15 protein-coding genes are annotated in these 15,662 nt (G+C 53.7%); 5 read left to right on the top strand and 10 right to left on the bottom strand.

Annotated elements, in window-relative coordinates:
- Window positions 1-3: 3 nt before the first annotated feature.
- Both narJ and narI read left to right on the top strand, forming a co-directional pair.
- On the top strand, window positions 4-579 hold the full coding sequence (narJ, locus tag GHH_RS09215; protein WP_014195921.1) for a nitrate reductase molybdenum cofactor assembly chaperone: 576 nt from the start codon (window positions 4-6) through the stop codon (window positions 577-579).
- Entirely contained in the window at window positions 555-1,259 is a 705-nt protein-coding gene (gene narI, locus GHH_RS09220) for a respiratory nitrate reductase subunit gamma (protein ID WP_015374920.1), read from the top strand. Before narJ ends, narI begins: the two co-directional genes overlap by 25 nt.
- 176 nt (window positions 1,260-1,435) lie before the next feature.
- Here narI and GHH_RS09225 read toward each other — a convergent pair whose 3' ends face one another.
- From GHH_RS09225 to GHH_RS09240, 4 genes are all read right to left on the bottom strand, one after another.
- On the bottom strand, window positions 1,436-1,966 hold the full coding sequence (locus GHH_RS09225; RefSeq protein ID WP_015374921.1) for a hemerythrin domain-containing protein: 531 nt from the start codon (window positions 1,964-1,966) through the stop codon (window positions 1,436-1,438).
- Between the two features lie 162 nt (window positions 1,967-2,128).
- Window positions 2,129-2,932, bottom strand: coding sequence for a uroporphyrinogen-III synthase (locus GHH_RS09230; protein WP_015374922.1), 804 nt, complete (start codon window positions 2,930-2,932; stop codon window positions 2,129-2,131).
- 208 nt (window positions 2,933-3,140) lie between these two features.
- Window positions 3,141-3,386 carry a hypothetical protein gene (locus tag GHH_RS09235; protein WP_013145247.1) on the bottom strand — a complete coding sequence of 82 codons (246 nt, stop codon included), beginning with the start codon at window positions 3,384-3,386 and terminating at the stop codon, window positions 3,141-3,143.
- A gap of 159 nt (window positions 3,387-3,545) precedes the next feature.
- Window positions 3,546-5,912: an immune inhibitor A domain-containing protein gene (locus GHH_RS09240; protein WP_041470492.1), complete on the bottom strand. Its 2,367-nt coding sequence runs from the start codon at window positions 5,910-5,912 to the stop codon at window positions 3,546-3,548.
- 264 nt (window positions 5,913-6,176) lie between these two features.
- Here GHH_RS09240 and GHH_RS09245 point away from each other — a divergent pair, with 264 nt between their 5' ends.
- Together GHH_RS09245 and map are read left to right on the top strand one after the other, a co-directional pair.
- Complete coding sequence (locus GHH_RS09245) at window positions 6,177-7,481, top strand: ATP-binding protein (RefSeq protein ID WP_015374924.1); 1,305 nt, start codon at window positions 6,177-6,179, stop codon at window positions 7,479-7,481.
- A 243-nt stretch (window positions 7,482-7,724) separates the two neighbouring features.
- Complete coding sequence (gene map / locus GHH_RS09250) at window positions 7,725-8,474, top strand: type I methionyl aminopeptidase (protein WP_013145244.1); 750 nt, start codon at window positions 7,725-7,727, stop codon at window positions 8,472-8,474.
- 150 nt (window positions 8,475-8,624) lie between these two features.
- Here the strand turns inward: map and GHH_RS09255 are convergent, their stop codons facing one another.
- The gene (locus tag GHH_RS09255) at window positions 8,625-9,026 is read right to left on the bottom strand and encodes a secondary thiamine-phosphate synthase enzyme YjbQ (protein ID WP_013145243.1); all 402 of its coding nucleotides are present in this window, start codon (window positions 9,024-9,026) and stop codon (window positions 8,625-8,627) included.
- A 90-nt stretch (window positions 9,027-9,116) separates the two neighbouring features.
- Here GHH_RS09255 and GHH_RS09260 point away from each other — a divergent pair, with 90 nt between their 5' ends.
- The gene (locus GHH_RS09260; RefSeq protein ID WP_013523837.1) at window positions 9,117-10,124 is read left to right on the top strand and encodes an MBL fold metallo-hydrolase; all 1,008 of its coding nucleotides are present in this window, start codon (window positions 9,117-9,119) and stop codon (window positions 10,122-10,124) included.
- 43 nt (window positions 10,125-10,167) lie between these two features.
- On the opposite strand, the gene GHH_RS09265 is transcribed toward GHH_RS09260, so the two are convergent.
- The 5 genes from GHH_RS09265 to GHH_RS09285 form a co-directional block, all read right to left on the bottom strand.
- Complete coding sequence (locus GHH_RS09265; RefSeq protein WP_015374925.1) at window positions 10,168-11,013, bottom strand: TIGR03943 family protein; 846 nt, start codon at window positions 11,011-11,013, stop codon at window positions 10,168-10,170.
- Between the two features lie 15 nt (window positions 11,014-11,028).
- Window positions 11,029-11,895, bottom strand: a complete 867-nt coding sequence (locus tag GHH_RS09270) for a permease (protein ID WP_015374926.1) — start codon at window positions 11,893-11,895, stop codon at window positions 11,029-11,031.
- 117 nt (window positions 11,896-12,012) lie between these two features.
- Entirely contained in the window at window positions 12,013-13,884 is a 1,872-nt protein-coding gene (locus GHH_RS09275; RefSeq protein ID WP_015374927.1) for a PTS fructose transporter subunit IIABC, read from the bottom strand.
- A 25-nt stretch (window positions 13,885-13,909) separates the two neighbouring features.
- Entirely contained in the window at window positions 13,910-14,821 is a 912-nt protein-coding gene (gene pfkB, locus GHH_RS09280) for a 1-phosphofructokinase (protein WP_015374928.1), read from the bottom strand.
- A complete protein-coding gene (locus GHH_RS09285) occupies window positions 14,818-15,570 on the bottom strand; it encodes a DeoR/GlpR family DNA-binding transcription regulator (protein WP_015374929.1) in 753 nt (250 codons plus the stop codon). Before GHH_RS09285 ends, pfkB begins: the two co-directional genes overlap by 4 nt.
- Between the last annotated feature and the right edge of the window lie 92 nt (window positions 15,571-15,662).

The raw sequence follows: 15,662 nt of genomic DNA on the forward strand, positions 1-15,662 counted from the left end.
ACGATGAACAGCGAACAACAACAAACGGTCTTTCTATGTGTATCGTATTTGTTGTCTTACCCGGACGAACAGTGGGCCGAATCGCTTCCTGACTGCCTAGACGCCATCCGCTCGCTTGACGATGAAACCGTCCGCGCGCCGCTTTTGGCAGTGGCCGAACAGCTCGCGGTCACCCCGGCTCGAGAGCGGATGGAGCAATATGTCGAAACATTCGATTTCGGCAAAAAAACAAATTTGTACTTGACGTATATGACAAACGGCGAGCAGCGGGAGCGCGGAATCGAACTCGTCGCCTTAAAAGCGCGCTACGAAGCGGCCGGATTCGCCGTCTCCGATCACGAGCTGCCCGACTACTTGCCGCTCATGCTTGAATGGATGGCCTATGCAGATCAAGAGCATACGACCGCCTTGCTCGCCGATTATGCCGGCCATATCCGCGAAATCGGCGACCGGCTGGCAGCGGCAGGCAGCCCGTATGCACAGCTGTTTGACGCGCTCAATCACACATTCACTCAACTCGGCGTGACGCCGCTCCCGAAAGGAGGTGCAACGGCATGGCCAGCCAATTTCTCTGGGTGATTGTTCCGTATTTGGCGCTTGTCCTATTTGTCGCCGGCCATATTTGGCGCTACCAGCGCGACCAGTTTGGCTGGACATCAAAATCAAGCGAACTGCTCGAAAAACGGCAGTTGCGCCTTGGAAGCCTTCTGTTCCACTGGGGCATTTTGTTCGTGTTTGTCGGCCACGTGATGGGCATTCTCATTCCCGAGCCGTTTTACGAAGCGCTTGGCGTGACAGAAGAGATGTACCACGCCCTCGCCTTGGCAGGCGGCATTCCGGCCGGCTTGGCGGCGCTCGCTGGTTTCGTGATCCTTTTTCGCCGCCGCTTGACGGTCAAGCGCGTACGGGTGACAAGCAGCACCGGCGACTGGGTCGCGCTCGGATTTTTGCTTGTCGTGATCACCAGCGGGTTATCATCGACATTGCTGAACGTCAACTCACATGGCTTTGACTACCGAACGACGATCGGTCCATGGTTCCGCGGCCTTCTCACATTCCGCCCGGACCCGGTTTATATGGAAACGGTCCCGCTTTGGTTCAAAATCCATATTCTCGCCGCGTTTGGCTTGTTCGCCGTCTGGCCGTTCACCCGCCTCGTTCACGTATTCAGCTTTCCGCTCCGCTACTTGCAGCGCAGCTACGTCGTCTACCGAAAGCGGATGCCCAAATCCGTCGACTCGCTTGACCGCGCCCAGTAAGCGGATGTCAGGCAGCATAAAGTCCCCAACCAAGACCGTTATCACGAAAAACGGGATGCCGTTCATCCGCCTCCCGTCCCTCTCCGTCACGGACCGGCGCCAACCCGACTCATCCGCGTGCCATGAAGAAAACGGGATGCTCCATACAAAGAAGCGTCCCGTTTTCCATTCCATCGTCACTCGTTCATGCGTGCAAACAGCTCCTCTTTCTCCCCGTCCGACAACAGCCGCTCGGCCATCGGGAAGAGCACGTTTTCTTCTTTCATGAAATGCTCATCCAAAATATGATGCGCCTCAACCACCGCGCCGGCGAGCGTTAACGCCTGTTCGCGGTCCACCGTTTCCGGCAAATGGGCGGTTTTTTCCAAAAACATCGAAAGACGCGCTTTCGCCTGTTCATGTTCGTATTCCATGACGGCGATGGGGCCGGTCGTCCGCCCGATGTACTTGGCCATCATCGGGAACAATACGCCTTCTTCCCGCTCCGAATGAGGATCTAAAACGGCGACGAACGATTCGACTTTTTCCCTCAAATCGGCGAGCGGCCCACGCCAGTTGCGGTCATCCGCCCCTTGGCCGATCGCTTCCGCTGCGGCGAGCACCTGCTCCATTTGGGCGCGCAACGGGCCGTGCTCTTGTTTTAATTGCGCCAAGCCAGCGCATAGTTTCACCCCTTCAGGGCCTCCCATATGGCAAAATGAATGCATCATCGATTCCTCCATTTTCATGATAAACGAAAAATGGTTGGAAAACTGTTACAAAAAAATAAACAGTTTCAATTTTTTATTAAACAGGGTAATATAACACGTTAAAATAAAGGGTTTTTTTATATAATAGGATAAACAATTTATATAAAACAAAAAAGCCCCCTAAAGGGCTTGGGCATCAAAATACCGAGCGAGCGTCACGATCATCGCTCCCATCCGCTCATGTTCCGGGGCGATGACGCGATCGACTCCCTCTTCTTCCAATGCTTCTTTTGTCACTTTGCCAACGGCGCAGGCCACGACATCGGTGCGAAACGCGTCAAGCAGCGGTGCGATCTCTTTTTTCTCGCGGGCGAACGAAAAGAAAAAGCGGACTTGCATCGCCGATGTAAAACAGACGGCATCGACCTCACAACCGACAACTTCATTGTATAGCGTCTCAAGCGTCTTCTCATCCGGAGCGACATGCCGGTATGGAAGTAGTTCCGTATAGGACGCGCCACGCTCAAGGAAAAATTGCCGAAGCCTTGGCGCAGTGTCGCCATACAGCTGTACAACAACGTTTTTTTCCGCAAAGTCGTGCCCATAAAGAGCAGCAATCAACCCTTTCGTCGTCCCGTCCTCGCTTACTGCCACCGGAGTGACGCCGATTTGTTTCAACGCCGCCACCGTTTTATAGCCGCGGGCAGCCACGTTCGCTTCCTTGATCGTTCGATGCCATTGGGCAGCCATTCCCTCCCGGTCGGCCGCTTCCAACAGCGCCTCAAAGCCGATTCCCGTCGTAAATACGATCCAGTCCGGCCGCATGGCGATGACGGTTCGCATTTCCTCTCCCAGTTCGCTTCCCTTTGAAAAGACGGTCCCTTGCGCCGGACGAATGATGGCCGTTCCTCCTTGCTTTTCAATAAGCGTTGTCATTTCGTCCAGTTTGCGTGACGCGCACAAGGCAATCCGTTTGCCATGCATGTCCCTTCCCCCTTATGGTCAGTCGTTTGTCCTTTCCATTCTAAAAGATGGTCTTTGCCTATGCAACAAAAACCATTCCGCTCCCTGGCACATCGCAACGCGAATGCCGCCTTCATTGGGTATAGCGCCCAGCGCAACAGAACAGACCGCAGGCAGAAACAGCCGACCACCATCAAAAAACACGCGCCCAAAGACGCGTGCCCTCCGTTCAACGAGTATGTACCATGGCCTCTTCTCCCCGACGGTCAAAGGAACCGATGATGCGCGTCGGCTCGACGGAAATGATCCGGTCCAACGGAATGTTCATCAGCCGCATTTGACGGTTGTAAACGAACAATTTGCGGGTGTCCTGATACAGCTTAACCGGCAGCACGACCACTTCCCCTTGATAGGTTTTTACACGCACCGGCTGCTTCTCGGCAATCCACGCCGACAGCTGTTCATACCATTCCATTCTGTTTGTTCCCCCTTCTCATCCAATCCTACTTATGATTATAAACGGAAAAAGCGGAAAAAAGGGGGAAAGAAAAATCAACAAATTCGACGAAGGGATGACAAACCGTGTCGACAAATGCTCGGCGCACGGAAATGTTCCGTGCGCCTTTGGAGGTTGTCAGCGGTAGATCAACACGCGCGCTGCCGTGCGGTCAGCGCTTTCACCGATGACGCGGATTTTTAGGCCATAGTTGGGCACGTTCCGGCCGGCGTCAACGGCCCCTTTATTGTCATACGACCGGCTGTCGTCAAACACCGGCGTCGGCGATGTATCGTTGTCGATCAGCTGTGAGCCATTGATCGCCACGCGGAATGAGGCTCCTTTTTGCAGGCTGAACGCCGCATCGTGCACTTGATAGCGAGTCGACGCTGTCGTGTTGCCCGACCATTTCAATGTATGCTGGTCGGCATCCACAACGCCAAGAAACCCTTCGCCCGGATGGACGCCCGTCCAGTTGTTGTCATAGCCTTCATCTACATACCAGACGACAAGACCTGGATCGTACGAAAGGAGCCGGCCGCCGCGCAAAATATGGGCGAGCCCTTCATCGACGCCGCGGTGGTTGCGCCATTCAAGCAAATAGTAATGATCCGAGTATCGCTTACCATTACTCTTTTCAAAGCCGGTCATCACAAAGGAGCTGTCCCCTTCGGCGCCGTCGGCAAGCACAGCTGCGCCATCTGCCGTCACTTGAATGTTGTCAACATACCAGCCAGCTTCCGACACCGCTACATCAGTGATGTAATGGAAGCGAAGGTCAATCGTTTGTCCTGCATAGGCCGACAAGTCAAATTCCGCCTTCACCCAGCCGTTTGACGCACCGGTAATGCCGTTGCCCGGGTTTTGTCCGTACGGGTTGTCGGTCGTCGTAATGTTTCCTTGAATTGTTGTCCATTCGTTGCTGCCATGCGGTTTTACTTCTACCGCCCCATAATCCCAGTCTTTCTCAATCGCATACCATGTATCAAAAGCCAGCGTCGCCTTGGACGCTCCCGTCAAATCGATCGTCGTTGACATCGTATGATCTAAGTTGTTTCCACTGCCGGAGAAATATGCATACGCACCGCTTGGCGGAATGGTGACGACCGTCTCTTTTTTCGGCAAATTGATGCGCACGGCATCGTTGTTCGTCCCTTTCGTGCTCGCTTCATCGAGCACGACTTCAACACCGTTTTGCGTCACTTCGTTCCACTCAACGGTCGTTCCGCTCAGCCAGTTGCTGCCGGGCATTGTCGACTGCAAAAACTGTTTCGCCCAGGCGCTGAAGCCGGTCGGCTCGGTGCCCGGAATGCGTCCCGCCCAACTTCCGCTTGACATAATCGACCAATAGGCAACTGGCTCGCCCAGACCGGAGTAAATCGTATCGTATTCATCCGGCAACCCTAAATCGTGGCCGTATTCGTGAGCAAACACCCCCGCCGCCCCGTCAGCCGGTTCAATCGTATAATCGTAAGCCGCCAGTTGACCGCGCCAATACGGCACATCCGTCGTCGTATTCGGAATGCGGTACACCGATCCTAAATTCCAGCGGTGCGACCAAATGGCATCGCCGCCGAGCGAACCGCCGCCCGATTCTTCTCCGACGCTGGAGTGAATGATCATTAAATGGTCAATCAAACCGTCCGGTTCGCGATAATTGCCGTCGCCATCCAAATCATACCGATCCTCTTGGTCAAACTCACGCAAATCAATGGTCGGGTCCTGGGCGGCTGCCGCCAGCGCTTCGCGCACAAGCGCCCGTGGATTGGCGTCATTGCCATCCGGCGCCGGTACATTTCCGCCATAGTATTTAGCCGGATACTTCGCCTGATACCAGCCTGCCACTTTTCCTTCAATGGAATAGCTGCCGCCTGATTGCTCTTCATAATATTTTTTTACTGAGATAAGCTTCTCGCCATTCGGCCCATCGTAATAGCCGTCATCGCCGCCGAAAATCATATCTTCATAATGTTCGCGTGTATAATCTTTATAATACATATCCGTTTCAGTTGGCTGAATGTTGTTATGCGGAAAGTCCGGATATTCGATGAGCAAAACGAGTACACGGTCGACCCGCTTGCCGCCGTTCCATGGCTCCGGCTTGACGGATGGCACGGAAGCCGTTTTCGATTGTCCGAGCTTTTTCCCTTTCCCGTTCAGCACGCCATTTGTCTGCTGTCCGTCCTGCATCGCCTCGGCGCGCTTTGCCTCTTTATCGTATAATTCTCCTTTTCCTCGCGGCATATGAATCGCCTTTTGCCGCAAATAGTCGCGCACTGCTTGTTCCACCTCAGCAGGAGTCGCATCAGCGCGAAGCTTTCCGCTCCGTTTCAACATTTCCGCCAGCTTTTCCTCATTGGCAATCGCAAAATCGACCGGTCCCCCTTGCTTCACAGCCGGAATGCCGGGGGCGTTAGCCGCTTTCGGCGCTTCCGCCGGAGATGCCCACAGCCCGATGCCGAGCGACAGCGCGGCAACGAGTGAAGTGATCGAACGCTTAGACAGAAAAACCCCTCCTTCACTATGATAGAATATATATACAATTAAAATATTACAAAATAGTTTGATAATAATAAACCGCTACTTTACTAAATAAACAAAAAATAGTTCTTTTTTCCTGCTCTTGTCGAAAAAACAAGATTTATATCAAAAAAAGGCTATGAATTCGACCTTAACATGCGGGTCGGTTTCCGGTTACAATGTAATATATTCGCAGTTTTTGTAGAAATTCTGGTTATGCAGCTTGACGATGGGAAAGAAGGTGCCGCGATGCTGAATATTTTTAAAGACTTTTTGCTCAACTTGTTTTTCATCCTTCTGCCGGTGTTCCTCGTTCCCCTCTGTACGGAGCAGGAGAAGAGGCCAAAACGATTCCGCCTTTATTTGCCGACCATTTGTTACGCCGTCGTGATCATGTTATGCATCACCCTCCCGGTCGGAACAGAGAATGACTTTATCTTCGACTTGCGGCAAATTCCTCTATGGCTTGGCGGTTTGTACGGCGGAGCGGGGGCGGCGACGGTTTTAGCGTTGACATCGATCGCCTACCGCTCGCTGTTCGGCGGAGCTGGCGTCTTCGTCACCGTCGTCGTTTCCATCGCCATCGCTGCAACAAGCAGTTTATTGACAAAACGGTTTGTCGAGCTGCCAACCAAACAGCGCACGCTGTTCGCTGCATCGCTCAGCTTCGGCTCTGGCCTATTGACCGTCGCCATAGCGGAGTGGATGGCTGCTGCGGTTTCTCCTCCGCCTTCCGTTGCGCTTATCTTTTTGTTTGTACAGCCCATCAGCATGCTCATCGTTTGTTCGTTTCAGGAAATGGTGCACCATAACATCGCGCTGCGCAAACGAGTGATTCGGGCCGAGAAAATGGAAGCCGTCACCCATTTAGCTGCTTCCATCTCCCATGAAATTCGCAATCCACTCACCGCGGCGCGTGGGTTTATCCAACTGATCGAAGAGCAGCCGCTCGCTGCCGACAAACGCCGCCAGTATGCGCGCATCGCCATTGAGGAGCTTGACCGAGCTGAAGCGATCATCACCGATTACTTGACGTTTGCCAAGCCGGCGCCCGAGACGCCGGAAAAGCTGAACGTGAAGCTCGAAATCGAGCGAGTCATTGACATCCTCCGCCCGCTCGCCAATATGAGCTGCGTCGATATTCAAGCGACGCTTGCGCCATTTTCCGTCATCGGTGAGCGCGAAAAATTCCGTCAATGTTTGCTCAACGTAATGAAAAACGCCATCGAAGCGATGCCTAACGGCGGGACGTTGCAAGTATACGTCTCCATTGACAACGGACGCGTGCTCATCCGCATCGCCGATACCGGCGTTGGCATGACGAAAGAACAGCTCGAACGGCTTGGCGAACCGTATTTTACGACGAAAGGCGTCAAAGGCACGGGGCTCGGGATGATGGTCGTCTACCGCATCATTGAATCGATGAACGGAACGATTCGCATCGAAAGCGAAATACATAAAGGAACGACGGTGTCGATTTATTTGCCGCTCGCACCGTCTCCTTCTTCCTCAACGATTTCTGATAAAGAAAAACAGCTGTTTGCCGCCTTTTGACATAGCAGAGGCGAGCTGGAAAAGCTTTTTGCAGGCAAGGATCAATCACTCGAAATTCTGTATGCCCCCATCAAAGGGCCTTTCTTTTTCCTGAGCATCTTCGCCTCTTTCGCATCCTATTTTGAGGTGAAATCTTGGAATCGATCCGCAGTTCAGAATGGATTGCCGCGGTTTCACATCACCGTTCTTTTTGCTACAATACTTATCGAAGCGAAACACATCGAGGGAAAAGGAGACAGTTGCATGATTCACGTCAAAACGGAACGGGAAATTCAATTGATGCGCGAGGCGGGGAAACTCTTGGCCGCCTGTCATCAAGAGATCGCCAAACGCATCGGACCGGGCGTCACAACGATGGAAATCGACCGGTTCGTTGAAACGTTTTTGGCTAAATACGGCGCCAAACCGGAACAAAAAGGATACCGCGGCTATCCGTATGCGACATGCGCTTCCATTAACGATGAAATTTGCCACGGGTTTCCGCGCAACGAGCCGCTGAAAGAAGGCGATATCGTCACGATCGACTTTGTCGTCAATTTGCGCGGAGCGCTCGCCGATTCCGCCTGGACGTACGCCATCGGCGACGTCGGTGAAGACGTGCAAAAACTGCTTAACGTCACCGAGCAGTCGCTCTATAAAGGAATCGAGCAAGCCGTTCTCGGCAATCGGATCGGCGACATCGGCCACGCCATTCAAACGTACGTCGAAGCGCACGGCTTTTCCGTCGTCCGCGATTTCACCGGACACGGCATCGGCCCGACGATCCACGAAGAACCGTATGTCCCCCACTTCGGTGAAAAAGGAAAAGGGATGCGTTTAAAGGAAGGGATGGTCATCACGATCGAACCGATGGTCAACATGGGGGCATGGCAAAGCAAAATGGATCCGAACGGCTGGACGGCGCGAACGATCGACGGCTCGTATTCAGCGCAATATGAACATACGATCGCCATTACGAAAAACGGACCGCTCATTTTGACGACGCCGGCGTAAGGGCAACGGCGCCAGCCGGCTTTTTGCCAATAGAAAAACCCGGGCAAACGATTCGCCCGGGTCTTTTCTATGCTTTTCCCCATTTGCTGACGGTATGATTCAGCCATCGTCTTTCCTTATGTTTAATATTCACATAATATAATTATGGTTTCATCCTCCAATGACTTTCACGTAAAACGTCCGGTGGCGCGGCCCATCGTACTCGCAAAAATAGACGCCTTGCCACCGCCCAAGGAGCAGACGGCCTTCATGAATGATGACGTGCTGCGACGCACCGACCGTGCTCGCTTTCATATGGGCGGCTGTGTTTCCCTCCATATGGCGGTCAAGCGGATGCTCCCACGGATATGTTTCATCAAAGCGGCGCATCATGTCGCGCTTGACATCTGGATCCGCGTTTTCGTTAATGGTGATGCCAGCCGTTGTATGCGGACAATAAACGACAGCGATCCCTTCCGTCACGTTAGCCTGGCGCACCGTCTCCTCGACGAATGAAGTAATGTCGATCATTTCATCCCGCTTTGCCGTGCGGATTGTAAACGAACGAAGCATACATTCCACCACCTGGGCAAACATTTTGTACTTCGCAAAAAAGGTTTGCTACTCTAAATAATATAACACAAAAAATGGAGTGAGAAATCGTTGGCCAAGCGCTATGAAAACTTAGACGGCGTCTCGACGCACAAAACATGGGCCGATTTCCGCCGCTGGCAGCGGGAGCGGAAACAAAAACAAAAAGATTTGTCCTACGTCGTGCCGCATGTTTCACCGCCTCAATACGAGAGGCTTCAGGAGCCGAATGGCAGGCCGCAGCTCTGTTGGGTCGGCCATTCGACCTTTGTCGTTCAACTCAATGGCATCACCATCGTCACCGATCCCGTCTGGGCGAATTGGATGGGCGCGGCCAAACGCTTGACGGCTCCCGGTGTTCCGCTTGACAAGATGCCGCCTGTGGACGTTGTGCTCATCTCCCACGGCCACTACGACCATTTGCATTTCGGCAGCCTCCGCCGCTTAAAAGGCGATCCGCACGTGTTCGTGCCGGTCGGCCTCGGCCGCTTGTTCCGCCGCCGCGGCTACCGCCATGTCACCGAACTGTCATGGTGGGAAACGGTCGTCTTCCGTGATGTGTCGCTGACGTTTGTTCCATCCCAGCATTGGACGCGGCGGACGCTGTGGGACACGAACACGTCGCATTGGGGCGGATGGGTGATCACATCAAACGGCGCGCCCACCATCTACTTCGCCGGCGACAGCGGCTACTTCCGCGGCTTTCGCGACATCGGCGAACGCTTTTCCATCGACTATGCGCTCTTGCCGATCGGCGCGTACGAACCGGAATGGTTCATGGGGCCGCAGCACACCACACCCGAAGAAGCGGTGCAGGCGTTTTTGGACTGCCGCTCCCGGCTGTTTGTGCCGATGCATTACGGGGCGTTCCGCCTCGCGGACGATACGCCGAAAGAAGCGCTTGACCGCCTATGGGCTGAATGGCGGCGGCGCGGATTGGAAGAGGAGCGCTTGCTTTGCTTGAAACTCGGCGAGGTGATCGATGCCGCCCAAGCGTTGACGGCCCTTTCCCCATTCGACAATTCGTTCAGCCAAACAAGCGCAATCACCATGGTGAAACAAGCGCGGCAAAAGGAATGAGCGCAACTTTATCCAAAAGAGCGAGCCAGTCCGCGGCTCGCTCTTATTCATTGAATTGGCGGTATACGTACGGCTCCTTCGGTTTGGCCACCCTCTCCCATGACGTCACTTTTACATACGGAAGCGTCATATGAAACGGCTGGTAATACATGGTGGATAGCGTACCTTTCACATGAATCCATTCATCATTTTGAAGCGGCGCCGTCTTTGGAAACTGAAGGAGCAGCCCGTACACCCCTGAATCCGCAACACAATGAATGATTCCAAAGCGAAGGAGAAACGCCTCATTGGCGCGCGCCGTTTCTTCACGGTAGACAAACCCGGTGAATTCAATGTCGCGGGCGGCAAATTCGCCAGGAAACTGATAAATCGTTTCCATGGCATTTAAATAATTTTGATCATTCAACTCCAAGCGAGGGAGACGGCTGTATTTTTTCAGCTCTTTTTCCATGGCATTTTGATAATCATCCCGCCCATAATACATGCTCGTATCCGGACGCAAAAACTGCCGCTGGGCAAACGGATCGCTGCTGTCAGCCGCCATCCCAGGAACATGAATCCCTTTCGCCTTTACGACTTCAGAATCCAGCGTCGCAACGGGAAACAAGAAGGCGGAAACAAGCGGAAAAACAAAAATAAGGTAATTCACCGCCCGCTTCCAGCGCGCGGACGGCTCATGATGATGGCCGCAGCATTCTTCCCCATGATCGTGCGGTTCCTCGTTGCGGCTTGCCAGCACAAATTGCACGATCGTTAAAAAAGCAAACACAAACATCGCACTAAACGAAATATACGAATACCGCATATTAATGTATTTGCTCAACTCTCCAGTAATATATAAATGAAAAAACAAAAACGCAAACCCAAGCAAAATATACATGCGAATCATGCCGCCACCTCCTTGCTAGATCAATAGCGATCCGGCAAACACAAACAACGTGATATAGGAAATCAGTTTCCACACAAACCGGGCGCGGAATGACTGAAACAACATGAGCGTATTTTTCACATCGAGCATCGGCCCGTAAACGAGAAACGCTGCCAGCGCGTGAAACGGAAATGTGCTTTGAAACGACGAGGCGATAAAGGCGTCCGCCTCGGAACAGAGCGACAGCACGAAGGCGAGCGCCATCATGACCAAAGAGGCCGCCACTTTCCCATTGCCGATCGACACAAGCGCCGACGTTTTCACATACGTTTGCATCGCCGAAGCAATGAACGCCCCAATGATCAAATACTTCCCGGTCGCAAAAAATTCATCGATCGTATGGCGCAGGGTGCCGACGATTTTCTCTTTCCAAGTACGGGGCATCATCGGCATCTCGCGCCGTTCATGGCGCAACTCGCTGCCTTCATGCCGAATCGCTATCACGGCACCGACAGCGACGGCGACGGCGCAAGCGAACAGCGCCCGGCACAATACCATCGTCCAACTGCTTCCGAAGGCGATATATGTCGAAAACAGCACAACCGGATTGATGACGGGCGCCGTTAACATAAACGGCACGGCCGCGTAAAGCGGCACCCCCTTGGCGACGAGACGGCGGGTGATCGGCACGATGCTGCATTCGCATGAAGGGAAAAACACCCCGATCAACGCCGCATAAACAATTGCCAAAAAGCGATTTTTCGGCACCCACCGTTGTACGGTCTCTTCACTGACAAACATTTGAATGACTCCGGAAACAAACACCCCAAGCACGACGAACGGCAACGATTCAATCAATATACTGATAAAAATCGTATTCAGCTGCAAAAACGTGTTCATCATGGGTTCTCCTCTCATTTACAACCGTTCATTTTACCATGAGAAATGGCCATTGTCATGAAAATTTGGCAAGAAAAATCAAAAAGGCGCTTCGCCTTTGGCGAAACGCCTCTTCTTCTATTATTCTTCCACTTCTTTTTTCCACAACCCGACCATCAATGCGGTCACGATGGAACCAATCAAAATAGCCAATATATAAAGCCATGCGCTGCCTTTGACGATCGGGATGACGAAAATTCCGCCGTGCGGCGCCGGCAGCCCGATATGGAACCACATCGTCAACGCTCCGGCTACAGCCGAGCCGACGATAATCGATGGAATAACCCGCACCGGATCAGCCGCCGCAAACGGTATCGCCCCTTCGGTAATGAACGAAGCGCCCATGACATAGCACGTTTTTCCAGCTTCCCGCTCGGCTTTCGTGAATTTCTTTTTAAAGAACGTCGTCGCCAGCGCCAAGCCGAGCGGCGGCACCATCCCGCCAGCCATAATCGCCGCATGCGGCGCAAAGTTGCCCGCTTCAATCATGGCTAGCCCAAACGTATACGCCGCTTTGTTGATCGGTCCGCCCATATCAACCGCCATCATGCCGCCCAACACCGCACCAAGCAGCACTAAGTTCGCGGTTCCCATGCCGGAAAGCCAATGTTTCAACCCTTCATTCAACGCTTTGACAGGATCGATGACCACATACATCATGATGACGCCAGTGAGAAAAATGCCGAATACCGGATAGAGCAGCACCGGTTTAATCCCCTCAAGCGACTGCGGCAAGCGGCTGAACAGTTTCCGCAGCCCGACGACTAAATACCCGGCCAAAAAGCCGGCGATCAATCCGCCCAAAAACCCAGCGCCGCCGTTCGCCGCCAGAAAGCCGCCGACCATCCCCGGCGCAAACCCCGGCCGGTCGGCAATGCTCATGGCGATGAATGCAGCCAGTACAGGGACCATTAACGCGAACGCATTGCCGCCGCCAATGTCCATTAACAGTTTGGCAAACGGATGATACGACGGATCTTTCGGATCAAACGCCTTAATGCCGAACGTGAAGGAAAGCGCAATCAAAATCCCGCCGCCGACGACAAACGGCAGCATATTCGATACGCCGTTCATCAAATGCTTGTAAAAACCGGCTCGCGGTTTCGCCGCTCCCACGCTGCCCCGTGCCGCACCGCTTGCCCGATAAATCGGCGCGTCTTGGCGCAGCGCCTGCTCGATGAGCTTCTCTGGCTCACGGATCGCCTGGGCGACCGGCACTTGAATGACATGTTTGCCGTCAAAACGGTCCATCTCGACTTGTTTATCGGCCGCCACAATGATCGCCGTTGCTTCTTCAATCTCCTGCGCCGTCAGAGCGTTTTTCACTCCATCGGAGCCGTTTGTCTCGACTTTGATCGCCACCCCCATTTCCGCCGCTTTCGCTTTCAGCGCATCAGCGGCCATATACGTATGAGCGATTCCTGTCGGACAAGCGGTCACCGCCAGCACTTTCCGTCCGCCGCCAGATGGCGCGCCTTGCAGAGACGGTTCTTCCCCTTTGTTCTCTTTCTCTTTGAACAAACGGAGGATCTCCTCTTCATCCGAAGCACGCTCCAACCGGGTGCGGAACGAGGCATCCATCAACAGCGACGATAGTTTCGCCAACGCCTGCAAATGCGTCTGTTCCCCGCCTTCCGGGGCCGCAATCATGAAAAACAAATGGCTTGGCTGGCCGTCCAGCGACTCGTAATCAATCCCGGCGGTCGAACGGCCAAACGCCACCGCCGGGCGCTTGACCGCCGCCGTTTTGGCGTGCGGAATGGCGACGCCATCTCCAACGCCGGTCGTGCTTTGTTGTTCGCGCGCCCAAATCGCTCGTTTGAACGCCTCCACATCGCTGACCGCCCCCGCCTCGGCGAGTTTCGCGGCCAATTCATCAATCACTTCCTCTTTTGTCTTTGCCCGAAGTTCAAGAATCATCGTTTCCTTTGTTAACAAATCCGTGACGTTCATCTGTACGCCCCCCCTTGATTTCCTCCTATAAACGCACGACGCGGACGCGGTCGACGAGCGCTTCGACTTCCTCTTTCGTGCATAAATCTTCCGAAAACGCGGTCGCGCTTCCGGCGGCGACACTGTAAGCGAACGCTTCCTCGATCGGTTTTCCGCTCGTATGGGCGGCTAAAAACCCAGCGACCATCGAATCACCCGCCCCGACCGAATTTTTCACCGTTCCTTTTGGCGCTTCGGCAAACAGCGTTGCTTCCCGGCCGAAGTAAAACGCCCCCGCGCCGCCCATCGAGACGATGAGATGCTCTACTCCTCTTTCAACCAACCGGCGGCCATAGAGGATGATGTCTTCTTTCGTCAGCACAGCGGCGCCAAACAGTTCGGCCAGCTCATGGTGGTTCGGCTTGGCAAGAAACGGCCGGCAGGCGAGCAGCGCCTCGAGCGCCGGACCGCTCGTATCGACAACAAGACGAACACGCCGTTTCACCGCTCGAGCCGCCAATCGCTCGTACATGTCCGCCGACAGCGACATCGGCGCGCTTCCGGCGAGCACAAGCACATCACCGGCCGAAAGCGCTCCGACTTTCGCGATCAATTGCGTTGCATCGTCATCGGCAATCATCGGGCCTTCACCGTTAATTTCCGTCTCCCGCCCAGCTTTCAGTTTGACGTTAATGCGCGTTTGCCCTGGGACATGAACAAAATCGCAGGCAATGCCTTCTTTCCGAAGCTCGCTTTCAATGAACCCGCCGGTGAACCCGCCGACGAATCCAAGCGCCGTGCTGTCAACATCCAAACGCTTCAACACGCGCGATACATTGATCCCTTTCCCGCCCGGAAATGTGAACGTTTTCACCGAACGATTCAGTTCACCAACATGCAACTCATCGAGGTGAACGATATAATCCACAGATGGATTCAACGTACATGTGTAAATCATGGAGCCACAACCTCTACCGTTGTTTTAGTTCGATACAAATCTTTCCACTCTTCATCCAATTCATCGGTGATCAACACCGCTTCATGCAAATCCGCAATTTTCGCAAACGAGCTTTCATTCAACTTCGAATGGTCAGCAAGCACATACGCACGTTGCGCCAGCTGCATCGCCGTATATTTCACCAGCGCTTCTTCCGGATCCGGCGTCGTATAACCATAATCGTAATGAACGCCATTGGCGCCGATGAAGCATTGGTCAAAGCGGTACTGCCGCAGCGACTCGATGGCGCCCCGCCCGATCAACGCCTTCGTTTTCGGCTTGATCATGCCGCCGACCAAATACGTCGTGACGTTATGCTCAAGCAGCCGCTCGACATGCATCACGCCGTTCGTGACCACGATGACCTCTTTGCCAGCCAAGTGCGGAATCATTTCCCACGTTGTCGTTCCCGCGTCCAAATAGATGCAGTTTCCTTTTTGCACCAAGCTGGCCGCATAGGCGGCGATCCGCCGCTTTTCCTCTATATATTTCAGCGACTTTTCCGACACGCTCAACTCTTCGCGTTTTTGCTGCAACAAGGCCGCCCCGCCGTGCACACGGCGCAGTTTCTTTTCGGTCTCAAGCTGCGTCAAATCACGGCGAATCGTCGACTCTGACGCCCCGGTCGCGTCAACGAGCTCTTGCAGCTTGACAACCCCTTTTTGCGCCAACAGCTCCAAAATGAAGCGGTGGCGTTCTTCGGTTAGCACACTCCCACCTCCGATCACCGGGGATATCGCTTACAACTCTATCATATCCCAAGACAACGAAAAAATCAATCAAAAACATTCATTTTCTATCA

Origin of the sequence: Geobacillus sp. GHH01 (genome assembly GCF_000336445.1) — a bacterium.
GTDB classification, from domain to species: domain Bacteria; phylum Bacillota; class Bacilli; order Bacillales; family Anoxybacillaceae; genus Geobacillus; species Geobacillus zalihae.